The organism is Rothia sp. HMSC069C03 (assembly GCF_001811075.1).
Taxonomy (GTDB): Bacteria; Actinomycetota; Actinomycetes; order Actinomycetales; family Micrococcaceae; genus Rothia; species Rothia mucilaginosa.
In genome coordinates this window covers 17,194-37,721 of record NZ_KZ627139.1, presented here as the reverse complement: position 1 = coordinate 37,721, position 20,528 = coordinate 17,194, and the positions used below count along the sequence as shown (strand labels likewise).

At 58.0% G+C, this 20,528-nt stretch carries 18 protein-coding genes; 9 read left to right on the top strand and 9 right to left on the bottom strand.

The features are described 5' to 3' along the window. The first annotated feature begins 71 nt into the window (after positions 1-71). Positions 72-884: an HAD-IIB family hydrolase gene (locus HMPREF2779_RS06765; protein WP_105361149.1), complete on the top strand. Its 813-nt coding sequence runs from the start codon at positions 72-74 to the stop codon at positions 882-884. Between the two features lie 290 nt (positions 885-1,174). Here HMPREF2779_RS06765 and HMPREF2779_RS06760 read toward each other — a convergent pair whose 3' ends face one another. From HMPREF2779_RS06760 to HMPREF2779_RS06725, 5 genes are all read right to left on the bottom strand, one after another. Beyond that, positions 1,175-2,506: a uracil-xanthine permease family protein gene (locus HMPREF2779_RS06760; protein ID WP_105361148.1), complete on the bottom strand. Its 1,332-nt coding sequence runs from the start codon at positions 2,504-2,506 to the stop codon at positions 1,175-1,177. A 1,324-nt stretch (positions 2,507-3,830) separates the two neighbouring features. Beyond that, positions 3,831-4,916, bottom strand: a complete 1,086-nt coding sequence (locus HMPREF2779_RS06740; RefSeq protein WP_105361147.1) for an acyl-CoA dehydrogenase family protein — start codon at positions 4,914-4,916, stop codon at positions 3,831-3,833. Positions 4,917-4,946: 30 nt separating this feature from the next. Next, complete coding sequence (locus tag HMPREF2779_RS06735; RefSeq protein WP_105361146.1) at positions 4,947-5,471, bottom strand: DUF4242 domain-containing protein; 525 nt, start codon at positions 5,469-5,471, stop codon at positions 4,947-4,949. A 246-nt stretch (positions 5,472-5,717) separates the two neighbouring features. Continuing rightward, a complete protein-coding gene (locus HMPREF2779_RS06730) occupies positions 5,718-6,908 on the bottom strand; it encodes a Fic family protein (protein ID WP_105361145.1) in 1,191 nt (396 codons plus the stop codon). 332 nt (positions 6,909-7,240) lie between these two features. Beyond that, positions 7,241-8,701 (bottom strand): peptide MFS transporter, encoded by a 1,461-nt coding sequence (locus tag HMPREF2779_RS06725; protein WP_070616250.1) that lies wholly within the window; start codon positions 8,699-8,701, stop codon positions 7,241-7,243. 308 nt (positions 8,702-9,009) lie between these two features. Here HMPREF2779_RS06725 and HMPREF2779_RS06720 point away from each other — a divergent pair, with 308 nt between their 5' ends. The 7 genes from HMPREF2779_RS06720 (at position 9,010) to HMPREF2779_RS09240 (ending at position 14,440) form a co-directional block, all read left to right on the top strand. Next, the gene (locus HMPREF2779_RS06720; protein WP_012902694.1) at positions 9,010-9,342 is read left to right on the top strand and encodes a rhodanese-like domain-containing protein; all 333 of its coding nucleotides are present in this window, start codon (positions 9,010-9,012) and stop codon (positions 9,340-9,342) included. Between the two features lie 27 nt (positions 9,343-9,369). After that, positions 9,370-10,914: an anthranilate synthase component I family protein gene (locus HMPREF2779_RS06715; protein WP_105361144.1), complete on the top strand. Its 1,545-nt coding sequence runs from the start codon at positions 9,370-9,372 to the stop codon at positions 10,912-10,914. A gap of 65 nt (positions 10,915-10,979) precedes the next feature. Further along, positions 10,980-11,561, top strand: a complete 582-nt coding sequence (gene pyrE, locus HMPREF2779_RS06710) for an orotate phosphoribosyltransferase (RefSeq protein ID WP_005504234.1) — start codon at positions 10,980-10,982, stop codon at positions 11,559-11,561. Between the two features lie 123 nt (positions 11,562-11,684). After that, positions 11,685-12,431, top strand: coding sequence for a TrmH family RNA methyltransferase (locus tag HMPREF2779_RS06705; protein WP_105361143.1), 747 nt, complete (start codon positions 11,685-11,687; stop codon positions 12,429-12,431). A 266-nt stretch (positions 12,432-12,697) separates the two neighbouring features. Continuing rightward, a complete protein-coding gene (locus HMPREF2779_RS06700) occupies positions 12,698-13,513 on the top strand; it encodes a hypothetical protein (protein ID WP_070684697.1) in 816 nt (271 codons plus the stop codon). A 70-nt stretch (positions 13,514-13,583) separates the two neighbouring features. Beyond that, on the top strand, positions 13,584-14,012 hold the full coding sequence (locus tag HMPREF2779_RS09245) for a hypothetical protein (protein ID WP_233992308.1): 429 nt from the start codon (positions 13,584-13,586) through the stop codon (positions 14,010-14,012). After that, positions 14,009-14,440, top strand: coding sequence for a hypothetical protein (locus HMPREF2779_RS09240; RefSeq protein ID WP_233992307.1), 432 nt, complete (start codon positions 14,009-14,011; stop codon positions 14,438-14,440). Before HMPREF2779_RS09245 ends, HMPREF2779_RS09240 begins: the two co-directional genes overlap by 4 nt. 216 nt (positions 14,441-14,656) lie before the next feature. On the opposite strand, the gene HMPREF2779_RS06690 is transcribed toward HMPREF2779_RS09240, so the two are convergent. The 3 genes from HMPREF2779_RS06690 to HMPREF2779_RS06680 form a co-directional block, all read right to left on the bottom strand. Continuing rightward, positions 14,657-15,709, bottom strand: coding sequence for an ornithine cyclodeaminase (locus tag HMPREF2779_RS06690; protein WP_005504242.1), 1,053 nt, complete (start codon positions 15,707-15,709; stop codon positions 14,657-14,659). Between the two features lie 275 nt (positions 15,710-15,984). Beyond that, positions 15,985-17,580, bottom strand: a complete 1,596-nt coding sequence (locus HMPREF2779_RS06685; RefSeq protein ID WP_070684695.1) for an amino acid permease — start codon at positions 17,578-17,580, stop codon at positions 15,985-15,987. Positions 17,581-17,886: 306 nt separating this feature from the next. Next, positions 17,887-18,273 carry a cobalamin ABC transporter ATPase gene (locus HMPREF2779_RS06680; protein ID WP_070684693.1) on the bottom strand — a complete coding sequence of 129 codons (387 nt, stop codon included), beginning with the start codon at positions 18,271-18,273 and terminating at the stop codon, positions 17,887-17,889. 263 nt (positions 18,274-18,536) lie between these two features. Here HMPREF2779_RS06680 and fbaA point away from each other — a divergent pair, with 263 nt between their 5' ends. Then, positions 18,537-19,562, top strand: a complete 1,026-nt coding sequence (gene fbaA, locus HMPREF2779_RS06675) for a class II fructose-bisphosphate aldolase (protein WP_070684691.1) — start codon at positions 18,537-18,539, stop codon at positions 19,560-19,562. A gap of 167 nt (positions 19,563-19,729) precedes the next feature. Here the strand turns inward: fbaA and HMPREF2779_RS06670 are convergent, their stop codons facing one another. Next, positions 19,730-20,311 carry an arsenic metallochaperone ArsD family protein gene (locus tag HMPREF2779_RS06670; protein ID WP_044150000.1) on the bottom strand — a complete coding sequence of 194 codons (582 nt, stop codon included), beginning with the start codon at positions 20,309-20,311 and terminating at the stop codon, positions 19,730-19,732. Positions 20,312-20,528 lie beyond the last annotated feature (217 nt).

Sequence of the window (20,528 nt, the reverse complement as noted above, 5' to 3'; positions counted from 1 at the left end):
CCAGACCCGCACCCTGCCAGCCCTGCACCCTGACCAGCACCGATACACCCCACCACTGAAGGCATATCTGCATGATTAAACTCATCGCCAGCGACCTGGACGGCACCCTCATCGGGCACGACTTCCGGTTCCGTCCGCGTACCTTGCGCGCCCTTGAGGCCGCCCGTGCCGCCGGGATTGATATCGTCTTTGTCACCGGCCGCCCGAGCCGCTGGCTCACGCCCCTGCGCGAGCAGACCGACTTCGACTCCTACGCCATCTGTTCCAATGGTGCCGTGGTGTACCACCTGGGCGCGAACGAGGTGGAAGAAGTCAACGGCGCTGATCCCGCGGTGATTGCCCGTACTCACGAGCTGCTGGAGCCCATGTTCCCCGACGCCACCTACACCCTCGAAACCGTGGACACTGTCTACGTTCAGGGCCCTCACGAGGGCGGTGAGGTGCTTGAGGGTGCCCGCGTGGTGGAGGCGAAAATCGCCGATGCGCTCGAACGTATTGGTTCAACCCCGGTCATTAAGTACCTGATTCGTGTGCCCGACATGGACCCGGATATTCTGCAGGCGCGCGTGCATCAGGCGGTGGGTTCGCTGGTGTCGGTGACCCGCGGCGTGGTCGGTGAGCCGCTCATCGAGATGGGCTCTAAGACCGTGAATAAGGGGCGGATTTTGGAGAAGTTCGCGGCACGCCACGGCATTGAGGCGCACGAGGTGATGGCGTTTGGTGACATGCCGAATGACGCGGAGATGCTCTGCTGGGCGGGAGAGGGCTTCGCCATGGCCTCGGGTCAGCCGGCGCTCATTGCGAAGGTGGGCCGTACCTGCCCGCCCTTCCATGAGGACGGTGTAGCGCAGACGATTGAGGCGATGCTCGCCGAACGGTCCTAGCCGCCTAGCCCTAGCTATCCAGCACGAGCCATCCGGTGCTAGCTATCCAGCGCTAGCGGCTGGGTGAGCCTCCGCAGACATAACTCAGACATAAACTTTTATGTCTACACATAAAAAATTTGAGTCTGATTTATATCTGATTTGTGTTTAAGCAGGGTGGCAGTTGTATGTAACGTCCAGAAGAGGCAAAAGCGGCCCGGATGGAAACCAATCCATCCGGGCCGCTTTTTTACACCCTACGCCTCAGGAGAGAATCACTCCCAACGGACGTAAGCGTGAGGAGCTAAAACCTAGTGTCCTTCAGACTTCGACGGGTCAAAAGGCTCCAACGGATCGCCAGCAGCCTTCGTGTACTTCGCGATGAAGGTCATCAAGTGGAAAACAATCAGAGTCGTTGCGGTACCCAGAGCAATACCTGCGAAGGACAGTTCTTCAAAGACCCAGGTGTAGTCCGCAATACCAACAATCAGTGCCACAGCAGCGGTGGTCAGGTTGATCTGGTTCGAGAAATCAACACGGTTCTCGCTCCAAATACGAACACCGAGCATACCGATCATGCCGTACAGAACGGTTGCGGCACCGCCCAGAACGCCCGCCGGGACGGTAGCAATAGCGGCACCGAACGCGGGGAACATGGACAGGCCAATTGCGAAGATAGCCGCCACCCAGTACGCCGCAGTGGAGTACACCTTAGTCGCTGCCATCACGCCGATGTTCTCAGCGTAGGTGGTGGTACCCGAACCGCCACCGAAACCGGCGATGGTGGTTGCCAGGCCGTCCGCCATGAGGGCACGGCCGGAGTAGTCGTCCAGGTTGGTGTCAGTCATCAACGCAACGGACTTCACGTGGCCAATGTTCTCAGCCACAAGCACCAGAATCACGGGGATGAACAGGCCAGCGAGCTCCCAGTGGAACTCGGGGGTCTGGAAGTGCGGCAGACCAATGATGCCCTGAGTCTCAACGGTCTTGTGGATGGTGGAGAAGTCCACCTCGCCGCGAATCACAGCGGTGATGTAGCCGATGCCCACACCCAGCAGGATGGACAGGCGACCAATGATGCCCTTGAACAGCACCGAAATCAGCACGATAGAGCACAGGGTCACCAGTGCGGTAATCGGTGCCTTCATGAAGTTGTCCTTAGCGCTGGGTGCCAGGTTGAAGCCAATCAGCGCCACAATTGAACCGGTCACAACCGGGGGCATGAGCTTGGTCAGCCAGCCGGTGCCAGCGAACTGAACAATCAGACCGACCAGGAACAGGGCGATACCTGCCATGACAATGCCGCCGAGCGAACCCGCCGGGCCGTGCGAGGAGCCCGCAGCGGCGAGGGGTGCAATGAACGCGAAGGAAGAACCCAGGTAGGAGGGGACGCGCCCGCGAGTAATGAGCAGGAACAGGACCGTGCCGATACCCGAGAAGAACAGGGTGGTTGCCGGCGGGAAACCGGTCAGTAGCGGCACGAGGAAGGTTGCGCCGAACATAGCAACCACGTGCTGCGCGCCGATACCGATGGTGATCGGCCATGCGAGGCGTTCGCTCGGTGCCACAACAGAACCGGGCTTGACGGTGCAGCCATCACCGTGAATCAACCAGTCAAAGCCGAGAAGTTTAGAGATGCTCAAAGGGAGCTCCTGAGGTGAATGTGGTGGTGTATAAAATTCCACATAATTCTACGCGTATGCGGGTGTGGGTCACAGCTAAACGGCTATAAATATGAGCAGGGATACGTTGAGTGGGGCATATATTCTCTTATAATGAGCCCCAAACCCCTAATATATAGCCCAGAATGCATTAATACCCCGTATATGCAGTTCTAGGCATATACGGGGTATTGATGCAAAGAGCGAATAAAAACACTCGCTACACACAGCTCAATGGCTTAGAGAGCGTCACGCAGGTTATCCAGGTGATCGTAACGCGCCAGCTCATAACGCAGGTGACCCTCAGTCGGGGAATCAGCCACGTAACCGGCGCCTCCAACAACCTGCAGCTCAAAGTGAGTAGCAGGAGTGCTAGGAGGGTCGTGAATTGTGCTGGGGTCAGGCAGGTAGTACGGTGAGAAGGCAACGGTTCCTACCTGTGCGTGTATGGTTGGTGGTTGGTTTTTTGTATTTCACCATCATACGTGGACAAGAGGTGAGGGGCCGTTGTTTTTCGGTGTGGTGAAGAGTGGTTAGGCGGTTGGGGTGTTATACCCCTAATGAATAACCCTCCTTAATCCTCCTTTGACCTATTGGCGTTACGTATAGTCTCGTACGCTCGTGAGCTATCTGAGTTTTTATTGAAGAGAGCCCAGATAAGCGAAATGAGGCCGATTACTGCGAATACGAAACCGACTTTCGCAGGGTCTACTACACCCCATGAAATATTCTGCATGGTTAGCCAGGCTACTCCGCCTACGAGAATTGAGATGATGCTCCAGAAAATTTCTTTCGATTTTTCGGTTTTCATGATGCCTACCTTCCTTATGAAAAAGCTTTCATTCTTAAATATATATAGGGGTAAAAGTATGCGAGTTTCAAATTAAATAGGCGGGGAGAATCAGCTAGAAGAATTTACTGCCTTCGGCACTGGCGTAGCAGGCGGGAGGCAAGCGCATCCAGAATAATGTCGAGCAGTCCGATCACCAGGGTCGCTGTGAGCATTTCAGCGGGCGTTGAGAATCTCGTAGCCCAGGCCGGTGGAAATACCGAGCATTTCAACCCGGACAATAATAACCCAGCCGATACCCAGCGCTAGACTCGCCGGGTTCAAGGGTCAGGTTTACCCCGTGCCGAACCCGGGATGCTCCTACTGGATATATCTTCACAGCATTGCGAATAGGTAAAGCAAAGAATTCATGATGTATACACGTGTGTAAAAAATGGATAAATAGGCTCTTGGTGTGAATAAACGGATTTTCACCGCTTTATTCACACCAAGAGCCTATTTAGCAAAGGGGAACCGCTACAGCGCTGCCTGCAAATCCTCTAAGTGGTCGTACTTTGAGAGCTCATAACGCAGGTGACCCTCAGTCGGGGACTGAACCGGCAGGAACGACGCCTCACGCAGGCGACGAGCAGTCGGGGAGTCAGCCACGTAACCGGCGCCTCCAACAACCTGCAGCTCAAAGTGAGTAGCAATGGTCGCAAAGTGCGAAACACCCAGACGCAGGCTCAGCAGGTCACGACGCTCAGCACGCTCCGGCTCAGAGGCCAGGCGAACCAGTTCCTCACGCAGGCTCTGGTACTCCGCCAGAATCAGCGGGAACTCAGGACGGAACACGCCCTGCGAGACGTCCAGGTGCTTAGCAGCCTCCTGCAGAGCACCAGCAGCAAGACCCAGGCAGAACGACGACTGAACCAGCAGGAACGGTGCGGTCACATCGTGCAGGAACGCCTCAATGTTGTCGCTCAGAATGTCCTCGCTCGGAACGAAAACGTCCTCGAACTTCAGGGTGCCGGACTCGGTGCCGTTCAGCGCCAGCAGGTTGCGGTGGTAGTCAATGCTCAGGCCCTCGACGTCCTGGCGGACAGTCACAATGTAGCGGTTCGGGTGGTTCTCCGGGGCGTTCTGCACAGCCACCGGAAGAACAATCACGCCGCCCGGGTACAGGTTCGACGCCCACGACACGGAACCGTTCAGCTTCAGACCGCCCTCAACGAGGGTACCCTCCACCTTGATCGGTGCCAGGCCCGAAGCCTCCTTGTACGCCGCCGCCATGGCGGTGGTGCCGCTGACGGTCGCATCCGCCAGACCGGCGGGCAACTCGCGGCCCACAGCGTCAAAGAACGCGATGGTCGAGCGGTGAGCCCACAGGGAGAACGCCGTGGAGGCGTCCTCGGTGGCAAGGTCGAAAGCCACCGAAACCTGGGGGACCAGGGAACCGCCGTCGCGGCCCAGGGTAATCAGGTCGTCCTTGGCGATTTCGTGCAGGTTTTCGAAGGGGGAACGCTCGCCGCGGTCAACAGCATCTGCGTGGGTTCGGGCGAGTGCGAGCACCTGCTCGCGCTGGGGGTAATCGTAGAGGGGTTCGAGAGTGAACTCGGACATGGGGTTTCTCCTAAGCGGGGAGCATCGCGTCTATGCGTGCAGCTTGAACAGTCGGTCAATGGGGGTGCTGACGGCCTTACGGGCGCGAACAACAGCTTCTTCGTCGGGTGCGTCGTAGAAGCAGAGGCACTTTGCGGTGTCTTCGCGAACGTAGGTGCGCAGGAAGGAAACCTCGGGTACTTCCGCGTACTTGGGGGAGTTCGCCTTCTTGCGGGTCAGGTACTGTTCCATAGTAATCTCTGCAGGGATGTCCCACTCAACCAGGTAGTCTGCGTCCTTCTTGAGCTTCTTGATGTCTTCGAGCTCTGCGCCGACCAGGCGGACTGCGTCGGGGCCTGCGACGGTTGCGCGCTCACCGATTGCTGCGGCGAGGTCGGGGCCGAATGCGGTGTTCTCGGATTCGACGATGACGAAGACAATCTTGTGGTCTGCGGAGACCTGGGTTTCGATGAGCTCGGCGCCGTTGGTCAGGGACGAGCTGACGGTCTCGATGAGTGCGGTTGCTTCGTCCTTGGACGGCTGTGCGGGGGTCAGTTCTACCAGGTAAAGTGCCATGATTTTCTCCTCGGCTAAGGGTTGAAGGGGCGTGCCGGAAGGTTTTCCGGCTCGTTATGGATTCACCTTAGACCTGTGGTTGAGGGCTGTCTAGTAGATTTCTGTTCGTGGCTTAATGCGTCCCTTTTTGACCCTGTGTTTCGTCACGCGCGTTCACGCGGAGACATAAATCGTCACAGTTCCGCGCGCGGCAACCCGCCTGCGGCCGCAGAATTTTCGCGGGGGTTATCGAACCCGATGGCGCATCTATCCGCGTCGTCCTGCTCGTGCCGCAAAGTCGTCGAGGGCGCGGTTGAGAGCGGGGACAGTCCACACTTTTTGCCCCTGAATTTTGGCGCGTTCTTCACGCAGAATCTGCAACTCCACCATGCGGTTGAGGAGGCGATACACACTAGCTCTGGACCCCTGCGTGTGCTCCTCCACCATGTGCGCGGTGAAGGCGGGCTCGGTACAGCAAAGGCCGGTGAGGGAACGCAGGAGAGGGGTTTTACGCTGGGCAATGGACAGGACCTTATCGCACAGGGTTTCAATGTCGTGCGCCAGGATTTCTGCGTTGATGATTGCCTTCTGTGTGGCGTCGATGAAGAGCTCGATGATGGGCTCGGCATCGCCTGCACGGTAGTCGGTGAGCGCCTGAATGTACCCATCGGTATCGTGCAACAGCCCGGAGGAGACGGGCAGAATCACGTGGCGGGTGACGCCGCAGGCGAGCAGGAGCGCGGAGATGAGGGCTCGCCCGGTTCTGCCGTTGCCGTCAGTGAAAGGGTGAATCGTTTCAAATTGGGCGTGCGCGATAGCCGCCTGCGCGAGGGGGTCAATATCGCGGCGGTTCATGAAGGCTACAAGGTCTTCGAGGGCGGCAGGAACCCTCTCGTGATGCGGCGCCACATAGTCGGCGGTTACCGGCGAATCGCCCTTAATCCACACCCACTGGGTGCGGAGTACGCCGGAGTCCTGCTGTAGGCCGCGGGTCAGTTCGCGGTGCATCGCGAGGATGTTATCGACGCTAATGTTTTCTGCGGTGTTCAAGGCTGCACGCATGGCGTGAACGTTGCGTGCCACCAGCTCGGCGTTAACGCCAACTTTCGACCCGCTTGCACCCAGGACAGCCAGTGAGAGCTTGCGGGCACTAACGGTGAGGTTTTCGATCTGCGAGCTGGAGGCGGATTCGCCACGCAGAAGAACCGCAGAGAAGGGGATGCCGCCGATGTGGTGGAGCCGCTCATCGAAGCGGGTCATTGCGGTGGCGTTCTCCTGGAGGCGCGCTCGCAGTGCGGGGCTGAGTTCGACGTTGAGTGCGGCAATGGAAGCGGGTACGGCGCTGGAGAAGGTGCCGGAGTTGCGGCGCGTTGCGCGTCGGGAGGCGAGGGCGTCCCGGTGAACCCAGGGGGTTTGCGGCTCCCATGTGAGGGCGGGCCAGGTGGTGGCTGAGGGCATGGTTCCTCCTCCTGGGTGTCGTTAATGCTGGTCGTGCTTGAGGGGTCTTAATAAGACAATACACTTCAATTTTCTTATTAAGGCGCTTAATAAGAAAATCTGCGCGGATTGTCTCATTAAGGAACATGCTCCGAACGCCCCTCCTGAACCCCCCTCGACATTCCGGGGCTCCGACTGCCGGGAGCATACACCGGGGCATACACTGGAGCATGTACCAGGGCGTACAGCAAGGGCCCTGAACCCTTGGTAATTCAAGGATTTGGGGCCCTCACATCTACACGCTCACGCTGCCCGAAGCAGCGAGTTGGCAGTGTAGATAAGCAACTTTGTGGCTACTTCACGCCGCGCATCATCTTCTGAACCGGCTTGTGCACCAGGAACAGCAGCACACCGGTCGCGATGGTGATAATACCCATCCAGGTGAAGTAGGGAACTTCAGTTTCCATGCTGTAGAACTGAGCCAACCAACCCGACAGCACGGTACCCATTGCCACGGAGGTGAAGTACAGCGCCATCATGTTCACGCGGTGCGCCTTCGGTGCGAGCTTGGTCGCCAGCGAAATGCCCACCGGGGAAATAATCAGCTCAGCGATGGTGCAGACGAATAGAATCAGCACAATCCAGCCGACGTTCACGCTCTGAACGCCCGCCTGAGCGAGGAAGATCCAGAACGCCAGGCCAATAATAATCAGCGCTGCGGAGAACTTCAGGGTGGTGACCGGCTGGCGGTCACCCCACTTGGTCCACAGGGCGGAGAACATCATGCCGAAGACGATGATGAAAATCGGGTTGATGGAGTTGACCAGGTTCGGGCTCAGTTCCATGCCCAGGATGTTCCAGTTGAGGCGCTCATCCGAGTACACCGCCATGACGGTGAACTGCTGCTGGTACAGTGCCCAGAACACGGCGTTTGCAATCCACAGGGGAATGAATGCGGTGACGCGGGAACGCTCATCAGCGGTGACGTCCTTAGCGGTCAGCAGCTGAGCGAACAGGGCGATAGCGCCGATGAAGATGAAGCCCATGACCCAGTTCTTGAGGTTGTCTGCGGTCATCAGGCCGGTTGCCAGCAGGATACCGAGAACGACCACGATACCCACCAGTGCCAGGAAGAAGTTACGCTTCTGAGCGCTGGTGAAGGGGGTGCCCACGTGGTGTACGGAGGCGGGCAGGTTCTTGCGGGTCAGCGAGTACTGAATCAGACCTGCTGCCATACCGATAGCAGCCAGGCCAAAGCCGAGGTGGAAACCGCCGGTGCTCCAGCCCCAACCGGTCAGAATCGGGCCGATGAGTGCACCGGTGTTCACGCCGATGTAGAAGATGGTGAAGCCCGCGTCGCGGCGGTGGTCGTTGTCCGAGTAGAGGGAGCCGACCAGCACGGAGGCATTACTCTTCAGACCACCGGAGCCGATAGCGACCAGCAGCAGACCAATCACCACACCCGGAATGCCGGGGATGAGGGAGAGGGAGATGTGGCCCGCCATGATGCCGATAGCGGAGTAGAAGAGGGTACGCTCGGGGCCGAGGAGGCGGTCACCGAGGATGCCGCCAAGAATTGCCATGAGGTACACGACTGCACCGTACGCGCCGATAACGCCGGTGGCGAGGGCCTGGTCGAGACCCAGGCCGCCCTTGTCGGCGGTGTAGTACAGGTAGTAGATCATGATGCCCTGCATGCCGTAGAAGGAGAAGCGCTCCCACATTTCTACGGTGAACAGGTTTGCGAGCATACGCGGGTGGCCGAAGAAGGTCTTGGTTTCCTTGGGTTCGGCACCTGTGATGGTGTGAGACATGGCGGAAATCTTTTCTGTGTAAGCCTGGGGTTCTGTGTGACCCGGACAATATGTATTTAAGTCTATACCCTTATAGGTGTATATGTATACATGAATGTTCTTGTATTACGTATGATTACCTCCTAAGTAGTGCATGAAAAACCATTTCGATTTTTTCGTATGCACCACTTCCGAATCTCACACACCCCCACATACCGGGCTAGATGCGCCACGCACCCCCAAAGCGCTAGAGTAGAACCACAACTATGCCCACCCGGCACCCCGCCGTGCCGACCGGCTCGTTCTAGTTCAATTCAAAGGAGAAAATCATGACTGCTGTACCCCAGGTTGACCCCCGCGACGTTCCCGAAGGCGCAACCATCATCGACGTGCGTGAAGACTACGAGTGGGAGGGTGGCCACGCGACCGGCGCCAAGCACATCACCCTCGGCACCATTACTGAGCGTCTGGCTGAGCTGCCCGCACCCGGTGAGGACTTCTACGTCATCTGCCACGGTGGCGGCCGTTCGAACCGCGCGGCAACCTTCCTGCGTGAGCACGGCTACGCCGCACACAACATTGCAGGCGGCACCAGTGCGTGGTTTGCTGCCGGCCTGCCGATGACCAGCGAAAACGGCGAAGCACCCGCAGTCGTTCACTAAACCGCCAATTCGTCTGCACGCCATACAATGGAGTCCGTGACTGAAACTTCCGCGGACCGTATTTTTTCTACCCCGAACGCTCCCGCTTCTGCGTCCCCTCATGCCCTGCCGAGTATTCTGCAGAGCATCCCGTGGGATGCGCAGACGCGGGAGCTTGTCGTGCGCCCGCTTCCTTTCGCGGTGAACTGCGAGGAGGCGTACCCGCTGCTGAGCGGTGGTGCCGAGTATTCCTTCTGGCTGGATTCGGCGCGCGAGGAGTCGCCCATGTCGGTCGCCTCGTATGTGGGTGTGGTTCCGGCGCAGCTGTCGCCCCTGCGCGTGGATTCGGCGCGTGCGGCGGCTGAGTCTGGTGGGGAAGACCCCTTCGCCCAGTTGGAGGCGGCGCTCGCCTGCGCACCGCGCGTGCACCCGGATACCGCGGCGGCAACCGGTCTGCCCGAGGGTTTGCGCGGCGGTTACGTGGGCTATTTCGGCTATGAGGCGCGTGCCGCCATGGGCATGGAGCACGGCCACCCGGTGCCCGGCTACCTGCCGGCGCATGAGGCGCTGACCCCGGATTCTCTGTGGTTGCCGGCGGTCCGCTACCTGGTGCATGAGCATGCCCGCCCAGGGATTGCGGCGCGTAGCTGGCTGGTGGGCGATGAGTCGTGGTGTGAGGCGGCGGAGCGGCTGCTGAGCGCGGCGGGGGAGTGCGCCTCCGAAAATGCCCCTGAGCTCGCTGAGCTCCTGCTCTTCCCGGCACCCGCCGCGGAAGCCTACATGGACTCCGTTCGCGCTAGTCAGCACGAAATCTACGAGGGTAACAGCTACGAGGTGTGCCTGACCGCGCAGACGGTCGCGCGCATCCCCAATCCGAGCCCGGAGCTTTTCTTTGAGCTGTACCGCCGCCAGCGCGCCCACAATTCGGCGCCGTATGCGGCGTATTTGCGGTGCGGTGATTTTTCGGTGCTTTCTTCTTCGCCGGAGCGTTTTTTGAGCGTGGATACGCACCGCAACGCGCAAACCAAGCCGATTAAGGGCACGATTGCGCGCGGCGCCACCCCGGAAGAAGACGCCGCAGCAGCGGCATGGTTGCGTACCGATGAGAAGACCCGCGCTGAGAACCTCATGATCGTGGATTTGCTGCGTAATGACCTGTCTACGGTGTCTGACCCGGCGTCCGTGCGCGTGCCCGTGCTCATGGGCGTGGAGAGCTATTCGACGGTGCATCAGCTGGTGTCTACGGTCAGTTCGCGTCTACGTGAGGGCGTGAGCGCGGTGGCTGCCGCGCGGGCGTGCTTCCCGGGCGGTTCGATGACGGGTGCCCCGAAGCCTTCGACCATGCAGATTATTGAGGGCCTGGAGGGTCGCGCTCGCGGCGTGTATTCGGGTGCTCTGGGCTTTGTGTCGGCGGATGGTTCGGCGAACCTGTCGATTGTGATTCGCACGCTTGTGGCGCACGATGACGGCGCGGTGACTCTTGCCGCCGGTGGTGCGGTGGTTGCCGATTCGGATCCTGCCGCCGAGTATGAGGAGATGCTGACGAAGCTGCGCGCCGCGTTGCCGCCGTCGGTGGGCCGCGTGGTGGAATAGCCTAGCGCTGGAATAGCACAGGGAATAGCCTGCGCCGCCTGCACGTGAGCCGCTACACTTGAACTATGACTAAGCTTTCTGAAAACCTCCCCATTGAAGAAGCCCGTGAACGCCTGCGCCAGCTGATTATGGAGCTGGCTGTGGTGCGCGGGCACGTGGTCCTCGCCTCCGGCAAGGAAGCCGACTACTACGTTGACCTGCGCCGCATCACTCTGCACCACGAGGCTTCTCGCCTGGTGGGTCAGGTCATGCTGGACCTGCTGGATAAGAACGGCATCGAGTTTGAGGCTGCTGGCGGCCTGACCATGGGTGCTGACCCGGTGGGTACCGCGATTATGCGTGCCGCTGGCGATCAGGACCGTGCGATTGACGCGTTTGTGGTGCGTAAGGCTCAGAAGTCTTACGGCATGGGTCGTCAGGTGGAGGGCCCGAGCGTTGAGGGTCGCCGCGTGGTTGCTGTTGAGGACACCTCCACGACCGGTGGTTCTGCGCTGACCGCTGTTGAGGCGCTGCGTAAGGCTGGCGCTGAGGTTGTGGCGGTTGCTGTGATTGTTGACCGTGCGACCGGCGCTAAGGAGCATGTGGAAGAGGTTGCGGGCGTTCCGTGCCTGTACGCGTACTCGAAGGATGAGCTGGGCCTGGACTAGTCTCTACTGGTTTGGACTAGGACCTCGTGAATTTTTAAGACGTTCCCGTTGCGGCGGGTGAACCCGTGCCGCTGGCTACTGTGTGTGGCTGGTGGTGCGGGTTTTTGTCTGTAAGATGGCTCTGTGGGCGCCGGAGTGGTGCTGGTTGTTGGCGTGAAGGTGGTTGTGATGGTTGAGAATCGTGAGGCGGCTGAGGCTGTACCTGCGGAGGCGGCTGTAGCTGAGGCTGTTGAGGGTACTGAGCAGGGTACTGCCCGTTTTGAGGTGGGTGTGGGCCCGTGGGAGGGCCCGTGGCCTGAGGGCGACCACTGGGATGAGGAGCTGCTGCGTGAGGGCGACCGCCGTAACGTGGTGGATAAGTACCGTTACTGGTCGATGGACGCGATTATTGCTGACCTGGATACGCGCCGCCATGATTTTCATGTGGCGATTGAGAATTGGCAGCATGATTTGAATATTGGCACGGTGGTGCGTACTGCGAATGCGATGTTGGCGAAGGAGGTCCATATTATTGGGCGTCGCCGCTGGAATCGTCGTGGTGCGATGGTGACGGATCGTTATCAGCATGTGCGTCATCATCCGACGATTGGGGATTTTGTGGCGTGGGCGCAGGCTGAGGGCCTGGAGATTATTGGTATTGATATTTTTCCGGATTCGGTGCCCCTGGAGACCTATGACCTGCCGAAGAAGTGTGTGCTGGTCTTTGGTCAGGAGGGCCCGGGCTTGTCGGAGGAGTTGCATGCAGCGGCTAGGGATACTCTGTCGATTGAGCAGTTTGGGTCAACGCGTTCGATGAATGCGGCGACGGCTGCGGGTATTGCGATGCATGCGTGGGTTCGCCGCCATGTGTTTGGCCAGATTCCGTCGTAGCCTGGCGGCTGTTTATGAGGTGTTTAAAGGTTCCGATGCGTTGTGTGCGCGTCGGAACCTTTTTTGTTGGGGGTTGGGGTGGCTTAAACCACGCATGGAATTACCTAGGCGTGTTAGTGTTAACGCAAATCACAGGAGATGTGAGAATCGCACTCTCAATTTCGGTTTAGGGTATGCGATGGATTTCCTGGCTTCGGCTCGCCAATGGTTGCGGGTTGTGCATATGAATGACCGCGACGTCATTCCCCTGAAAGGAGTCGGTAACAATGAAGAAATCTGCTGCTCTGTTCGCCTGCTTTGCTTTAGCTTTAAGTTCTTGCGCCGCTGCGCCTAAAGATACTAGCCTCAAAGCCCAGCTGGATTTTGAAAATAACTATATTACTCTTCCGCTCGACGAATACGACATGAGTGACCAGGCCCAAGATATAACATATAGAGCGCATTTGTTGATTCGTAAAGAGTGCTACGCGAAAAAAGGATACGATTTTGAAATTCTAGAAAACGGCTGGGTTTCTGGCAAGGCCGCCCAGTACGGCCTCTGGAATGTGAAGCATGTGGCGAATCATTTTACGTTCCTCAAAGTCGGAGAAGAGCAGGATAGGATTTATAAGAGCATCCCTGAAGACGTCAGGGCCAGCTGCCGCGAAGAGCATCGGGAAGAGCTGGATATGCTCTATTTTGATGTGGCTGATGAGGAAAAGTACCGCCCTGTCGGTCGTATCCGTAGTGAAGCGTACCTGCGTGCGCAGGGTGACCCTGAATGGAAGAAAGCCCGCTCAGATTGGTGGGACTGTCAGCGTGAGGAAGGGTTGACGCCTCGCACCGGGGACGGTGAATGGACGAGTAAAGAATTGGCCAGTCTGAATGCTGATGATCCCAAAGTGTTGGAGGAGGTTATCCGCCTGGCGACCATTGAAGCTCAATGTAGTGAGAAGGTGAGGTTGGCTCAGCGTTTGGGTGATATTGAGGCGTCCTATCAAGGTCCTTTGATTGAGAAGAATCAGGCGCTGCTGAATGATTTGAAGGCCTATCGTGATGCGAAGATAGCGAAGGCGCGTGAAATTATCGCCACCCACCAGTAGATATCAGCAACAAGCAGATAGCAGCCCTTGGGATAATTGGGGTAACTCCGTTTGAACGCTACAACGAGGTATGGAGGAGGAAAAGCCTATGCGTAAGGCTCTCTCTGCGGTAGCAGTATTCTGCCTGCTGGGGGCGTGCGTGTCCTGCTCCAACAGCGCCGAGCGGGACACCTCACGAAAAGCTGTTCTCGATTATTCAAAGAACTATATACATCTTCCACTGGACGAGTATGCCTTCGATGAACTAACAGTCCGTACGGTGAGCACGGCGTGGCACACGCTCATGTCCGAATGCTACGCGCACCACGGGCAGTCCTACGCTGTGCCCTCAATAGACACCCCGCAACCGGGAGGCCTATACGGTAGCTGGAACGTCGAGTACGCCAAAAAGTACGGGTACTCCCAGAAGGAATCCCGAGGCCCAGACGATTCAGCATCTCCCGAGGCCCAGACGATTCAGCATCAGACGACATCAACGCCCGGTGCCAAGAAGAGGTGAAAACCGCATTCTCTGACGTCGAACTGGACGAAAAAGAATACCGGTTTGTAGGAGAGCTAAACTCACAGGCATACACCTACGCCTCCCAAACCGATGAGTGGAAAAATATTCGCTCAGAATGGTGGATCTGCCTGCGTGAACGCGGGCTAACCCCCAGAGAAGGAGAAGGTGACTGGATGTCCGAAGAAAGCGCACATCTCATGGCTTCCTCCCAAGATAACGAAGAATCTAAGCCGGAGGAAATTCGCCTCGCAACCATCGAAGCTGAATGTAACCAGAAAGTGGGTATGGCTCAGCGTCTGGGTGATATTGAGGCGTCCTATCAAGGTCCTTTGATTGAGAAGAATCAGGCGCTGCTGAATGATTTGAAGGCCTATCGTGATGCGAAGATAGCGAAGGCGCGCGAAATTATTGCCACCCGCCAGTAGCCACACCCGCTGAAGGGTAGAACGGGCGAACCAGCCGCAGAATGCCTACAAGTTGCCCACAAGAAAATCCGCCCACACAAAAATTGCATAAGAAGGAGCCGGGGAGTGTCACCACTCCCCGGCCCTCACTTTATTCACTCTCAACCTCGCAGCCCATGCTGGCGCACCTACAGGCTCGCCAGCTCAAGGCCACTCAGCGTCAGGCTGCTTAGCCCTTTAGCCCACCGGAACGTTAACGTTCACCAGCGAGTACAGATCCTTCGGATCATCCGGGCTAGCAACCAGGTCAATGAACTGCTGCAGGTCGGTGTCCTGCGTAGCCGCACGGGCATAACGCAGACCCGAGAAGTCAGCAATCGCGAAGCCCACCGAATCAAACAGGGTAATCTGCTCATCCGACACGCGGCCCGGCTCCTCACCGGTCAGAACCTTCCAGAACTCCACCACGGGGAAGTCCGGGTCCTTCTGCTGAATCTCGCCCTCAATGCGGGTCTGCGGCGGGAACTCAACGAACACGGTGGAACGGTCCAGAATTTCGCTTTCCAGCTCAGTCTTGCCGGGGCAGTCGCCACCAATAGCGTTCAGGTGCACGCCGGGCTTCACCTGGCGGTCCAGCAGAACCTTCGCCTGCTGCTTATCGGCGGTGCAGGTGGTAATAATGTCTGCACCCTCAACAGCCTCATCCACGTCCTTAGCCAGGTGGATGCGGAAGCCCAGCGGCTCCAGGTTGCGGCGGAACTTCTCCATCGCGTGCGGATCAACGTCGTAGACGGACAGGTCCTCAATACCGAGCACAGCGCGCATACCCAGCGCCTGGAACTCAGACTGCGAGCCGGTACCAATCATCGCCATCTTCTTCGAATCCTTGCGTGCCAGGTGCTTAGCAACCATGGCGGACACGCCAGCGGTACGCAGCGCGGTCAGCAGGGTCATCTCAGCCAGGAACACGGGGTAGCCGTTGTCCACGTCAGCGAGCAAACCGAACGCGGTCACGGTCTGGAAGCCGCGTGCCGGGTTCGACGGGTGGCCGTTCACGTACTTGAAGGAGTAGGTGATGTTGTCGGAGGTGGGCATCAACTCAATTACACCGAAGGGGGTGTGGGAGGCGACGCGCGGGATCTTGTCGAAGCTCTGCCACTTCTTGAAGTCTTCTTCGAGGAAGTCGACCATGCCGGCAATGATGTTGCCTACGCCGTCCTTCTGAATCCACTTCGCCATCGAGGCGACGTCAACAAATTCCACCGCGTGTGCGCTAGGACGTTCAGTCATGATTTTCTCCTTTGAATATCTGCACAAAACTTCTTTGTGCATCTGGTGGTCACTGCGGATATCTATTATCTCAAAATATATTGCAGGACACACCGTATTAGAAATGCTGTAGATATGTACTTTGCTTTATGTATTACACGGATGTAATACGGAAGCGAACACGAAAAGACGTGCAGGGAGGGGGCTCTAGAGTCTAGGGCTAGGGTCTAGAACCCCCTCATTCGCCTTCACCGGGATTTCACTGGGATATCACGGGATCGGAGGTTGCCGTCGGGTTAGTTGCCCTTCGGCTTGCCCTCGTCCTCAAGGTCACCCAGGTCAATGTGGGTACGAGGCTCCGAAACGAGCTTCTTCACCACGGGGCGGGCAGCAATCACGGGCACGGAACCGGTGTAGCCTTCACGGACGCGAGCAATCTCGTTGACGCGGTCACGAACCGTGTACCAGCCGATAATCAGCAGCGGGATAACCAGCAACAGCGATGCCAGGGTGTAGGTGCCGACCGGGTAATCCAGTGCCATCAGCACCAGCACAACAGCCAGGAAGACCATCACAGCCCAGTCGCTGAAACGACCGCCGGGTGCACGGTAGTTGGGGCGCTTGTACTTGCCCTCGCCGACCAGCTTCAGGTACTTCTGGTGCGACATTGCGATAGCCGCCCAGCTAGCCATGGTGCCCACCGAGGCGATGTTCAGCACGACCTCGAACGCCTGCTCGGGAACGAAGAAGTTCAGCACAACACCGAAGAGGCCAATCACACCGGTCAGCAGAATACCTGCCACCGGAACGCCGGAGCGGGACACCTTAGTGGTGAACTTCGGTGCCGAACCTGCAACACCCATCGAGTGGAGGATACGACCGGTGGAGTACAGGCCAGCGTTCAGCGAGGAAGCAGCCGCGGTAATAACGACCAGCTGCATAATCGGTGCGGTGCCTTGAATACCGATAGCGTCGAAGAAGGTCACGAACGGCGACTCTGCGTCCTTGTATGCGGTGTAGGGCATGAGCAGGCAGAGCAGAACCACGGAGCCAACGTAGAAGATCGCGATACGCCAGATCACGGTGTTGATAGCGCGAGGGATAACCTTCTCAACGTTCTTGGTTTCACCACTGGTGGTGCCGACCAGCTCAATACCGGCGTAGGCGAACACAACGCCCTGAACCACGATAAGAGCGGGAAGAATGCCGTTGGGGAAGAAGCCGTCATTGGCTGCAATAAGGCTCAGGCCGGGGGTGACGCCGTTGATGGGCTCACCGAAGACCAGGTACCAGATACCTACCGCCATGAAGGACAGCAGGGCAAGAATCTTAATGAGTGCGAACCAGAATTCCAGCTCACCGAAGAGCTTCACGGAGATGAGGTTTAGAGCCACGGTGATGATAACGACGATGAATGCGCTAAGCCACTGGGGAATGTCTGCGAAGAACTGGTTGTATCGACCGAACCAGCTGATGTAGATGGCGATAGCGGTGGCGTCTGCAACGGCGGTCATTGCCCAGTTCAGCCAGTACAGCCATCCGGATACGAATGCGGCCTTTTCGCCGTAGAATTCGCGGGTGTAGGAGACGAAGGAGCCCGAGGAGGGGCGGTGAAGGATCAGCTCGCCGAGGGCTCGAAGGATCAGGTAGCCGAAGAAGCCGATGACGGCGTAGATGACGGCGAGCATGGGGCCTGCGTCCTGCAGGCGGCTACCGGTGCCCAGGAACAGGCCGGTACCAATAGCGGAACCGATGGCAATCATCTGGAGCTGACGTGCGCCAAGCCCCTTGTGGAAGCCTTCCTGCTCGTGTGCGAACGGGTCATCTGTGGGGGGCTTAGTGTACTGATCCGCTGCAGAAGTCTGCGGGTTCTTGTTCGGTGAGGTGCTCACGCTATACCTCCTTGGATAGTTACGTCTAAAGCACGTGCTACACGAAATGTGGTTGGGAACACGTCTATGGGTTGTAATGACTATAGCACGGTAATTTAGGTAAATATAACTCACATCACGTAATAATTTATATACATATAATGCATATCTTATGAATATATTTGGTTCATGTTGTATTGTGTGGTTTTCATTGTTTTGTGAAATAGATTAATTGAACTCTGAGTCCAAAAAATCAATTCCCCCACCAGTACACAGCACAAGAGCACCCACAACGGGGTGCTCTCACAACCTATTCAGAACGGAGGTCTAGCCATCCATGAGGCGATCAATCTTCGCCCGCAATGCACGCTCGCGACGATTCAACCACCACCAGCTTGGCCAACGCATCAACGACTTACGGCCCACCTGCACCACCGAGGGGAGCTTCGCCTCCGCAAGCGCCACATCAATCTCGTGGTCACTCGCACCCTCATCACGCATTTTCTCCATCAACTCAAGGGATTTCGCCATATCGCCATGCCCCAAAACATGCAGACTCTTACGCTCCAGAACCTCATCCAACTGGGCGCGCACCGGGGCAATAGCCGCCGCATTCGGATGCTCACGCTCAGCACGACGCTGTGCCTGGCGGGCACGCTTCTCACGTTTTGCGTCGAGCTGTTTCGGATTATTTTTAGCGCTCGCCTTGCTCATAGGAGGATCCTTTCGTCGCGTCCGGGTGATGTGTACGCTGGCCTGCACGCACAGAAGACATCAAGTCATTAACACCTCTACTTTACCGCGGTATTTCGCGGAAATTTCGCTGCAGTAAACCCAAAAAAACCCACAAAAAATTAACGATAAATAAGTCGTATCTTGGTAAAATAGTGCGAGTAGGAGGCGTCTCGCGCGCCAACAAAAAATGGTGAACCGGCCCAACATCGGTAACCGGTCGCATCTATCCAAGGAGTCAGCATATGGCTATTGCAACCCCCGAAGTTTACGCAGAAATGCTGGAGACCGCGAAGGAAAAGGGCTTCGCGTATCCCGCAGTGAACGTGACCTCCTCCCAGACCCTGAACGCTGCTATCCGCGGCTTCGCAGAGGCTGGCTCGGACGGCATCATCCAGGCATCCACCGGTGGTGCAGCATACTGGTCCGGCGCTTCCAAGAAGGACATGGTCGTTGGCTCCCTGGCCTTCGCAGCATACGCACGCGAAGTTGCTAAGCAGTACGACGTGAACATTGCACTGCACACCGACCACTGCCCCAAGGACAAGCTGGAAGGCTTCGTCCTGCCCCTGCTGGCAGAGTCCGAGAAGGCTGTTGCTCGCGGTGAAGACCCCATCTTCAACTCCCACATGTGGGACGGCTCCGCAATCGACCTGGACGAGAACCTGAAGATTGCTGCTGAGCTGATCGAGCGTACCTCCAAGGCAAAGCTCGTTCTCGAGGTTGAGATTGGTGCCGTTGGTGGCGAGGAAGACGGCGTTGAAGGCGCTATCGACGACTCCCTGTACACCACCGTTGCAGACGCAATCAAGACCGTTGAGGCAATCGGCCTGGGCGAGAAGGGCACCTACATGGCTGCTCTGACCTTCGGTAACGTTCACGGCGTGTACAAGCCCGGTAACGTTCACCTGCGCCCCGAGCTGCTCAAGGAAATCCAGACCGAGGTCGGCGCTAAGTACGGCAAGGGTGACAAGCCCTTCTACCTGGTCTTCCACGGTGGCTCCGGCTCCACCGAGCAGGAGATTGCAGACGCAGTGTCCTACGGTGTTATCAAGATGAACATCGACACCGACACCCAGTACGCATTTACCCGCCCCGTTGCTGGCCACATGTTCAGCAACTACGACGGTGTGCTGAAGGTTGACGGCGAGGTCGGCAACAAGAAGACCTACGACCCCCGCGTTTGGGGTGCAGCTGCAGAGGCAGGCATGGCCGCACGCGTGGTCGAGGCTTGCCAGCAGCTCGGTTCCGTCGGTACCTCCATCAAGTAAGGTGCTGTTCGCCCGCCGCAGCTCCCGTAGGTGCTGCCGGGTGTGAACCTAAGCTTCGTTAAGCGAAAGCGGTGCCCGCTTCCTCTTCGTGAGGAGGCGGGCACCGCTCTTTGCTTATGTAGTTTAGAACCGGGTGAGTCGGGCGCTCGTTGCCGGCGGGGGCGGGTTTACTTGCCGCCGCAGCCGCAACCACCGCATCCGCAGCCGCCGGACTTCACAGCCACCGAACCGGAGGTGGGGATACCGTCGCCGGTGTCGCCACCCATGAGGTTCACGCGGTTGCCAATCTCGGGGCCGCCGACCGGCTGGGGTGCCTTACCCGCCAGGGTTGCCGCGAAACCGGCGGGTTCGCCGCTCAGGTTCGGGATCATCGACGCCGCCGGGGAACCGGACGGGCCGCACGCAGCCGCTGCCGCGTTCGCCTTCGGCTGGGCGACCAGGTGTGCGCGGGAGAATCGCTTAATCTGCTCGGCAGTCGGGTAGGAGAAGGACACCTTCACCTCACCGTTGACGAGCATGAGCGGCAGAACCTCGCGGCCGTTCATCTCAATCTGCTCCGCCACGGGTGCGCACTCTTCAAATGCGGAAGGGTAGGAGTCGGTGGAGTACACCTCAATGTCCACGCCCGAATCCAGCGCCTCCTGCGCGGCACCCAGGAACTCGGAGCGCTCCATATCCTGCGGATCCTCCGGGTTCTCGCCGGGACCCGGAATAAATACTTCAAGAACGGTCTCAGCCGCTTCAGTCATCAGTTTCAGCCTTTTCTCTCTTATGGGCACCGGCTCGGGGGAGGGGTGCCAGTCCTTCACTAAGTGTACTCGCGACCTCAAGAGTGCAGAAGTGTGAGTTGAAGTTCCAGATTTGCGGAATATTTGCAGAATTCGAGTCGAATGACCCTCAGCTCGTGAGCTACGGGTTTAGGTGTTGTATTCTGAGTGCATATGCACCGGAGTGTGCGAACCCTGC

What these genes read in the sequence shown, in the direction of transcription:
- HMPREF2779_RS09245 (WP_233992308.1), top strand. Translation starts at nt 13,584, where the DNA reads ATGGAGGAGGAAAAGCCTATGCGTAAGGCTCTCTCTGCGGTAGCAGTA.
- HMPREF2779_RS06740 (WP_105361147.1), bottom strand. Translation starts at nt 4,916, where the DNA reads ATGTCCGAGTTCACTCTCGAACCCCTCTACGATTACCCCCAGCGCGAG.
- HMPREF2779_RS06670 (WP_044150000.1), bottom strand. Translation starts at nt 20,311, where the DNA reads ATGACTGAAGCGGCTGAGACCGTTCTTGAAGTATTTATTCCGGGTCCC.
- pyrE (WP_005504234.1), top strand. Translation starts at nt 10,980, where the DNA reads ATGACTAAGCTTTCTGAAAACCTCCCCATTGAAGAAGCCCGTGAACGC.
- HMPREF2779_RS06725 (WP_070616250.1), bottom strand. Translation starts at nt 8,701, where the DNA reads ATGTCTCACACCATCACAGGTGCCGAACCCAAGGAAACCAAGACCTTC.
- fbaA (WP_070684691.1), top strand. Translation starts at nt 18,537, where the DNA reads ATGGCTATTGCAACCCCCGAAGTTTACGCAGAAATGCTGGAGACCGCG.
- HMPREF2779_RS06700 (WP_070684697.1), top strand. Translation starts at nt 12,698, where the DNA reads ATGAAGAAATCTGCTGCTCTGTTCGCCTGCTTTGCTTTAGCTTTAAGT.
- HMPREF2779_RS06680 (WP_070684693.1), bottom strand. Translation starts at nt 18,273, where the DNA reads ATGAGCAAGGCGAGCGCTAAAAATAATCCGAAACAGCTCGACGCAAAA.
- HMPREF2779_RS06730 (WP_105361145.1), bottom strand. Translation starts at nt 6,908, where the DNA reads ATGCCCTCAGCCACCACCTGGCCCGCCCTCACATGGGAGCCGCAAACC.
- HMPREF2779_RS06690 (WP_005504242.1), bottom strand. Translation starts at nt 15,709, where the DNA reads ATGACTGAACGTCCTAGCGCACACGCGGTGGAATTTGTTGACGTCGCC.
- HMPREF2779_RS06720 (WP_012902694.1), top strand. Translation starts at nt 9,010, where the DNA reads ATGACTGCTGTACCCCAGGTTGACCCCCGCGACGTTCCCGAAGGCGCA.
- HMPREF2779_RS06765 (WP_105361149.1), top strand. Translation starts at nt 72, where the DNA reads ATGATTAAACTCATCGCCAGCGACCTGGACGGCACCCTCATCGGGCAC.
- HMPREF2779_RS06735 (WP_105361146.1), bottom strand. Translation starts at nt 5,471, where the DNA reads ATGGCACTTTACCTGGTAGAACTGACCCCCGCACAGCCGTCCAAGGAC.
- HMPREF2779_RS06715 (WP_105361144.1), top strand. Translation starts at nt 9,370, where the DNA reads ATGGAGTCCGTGACTGAAACTTCCGCGGACCGTATTTTTTCTACCCCG.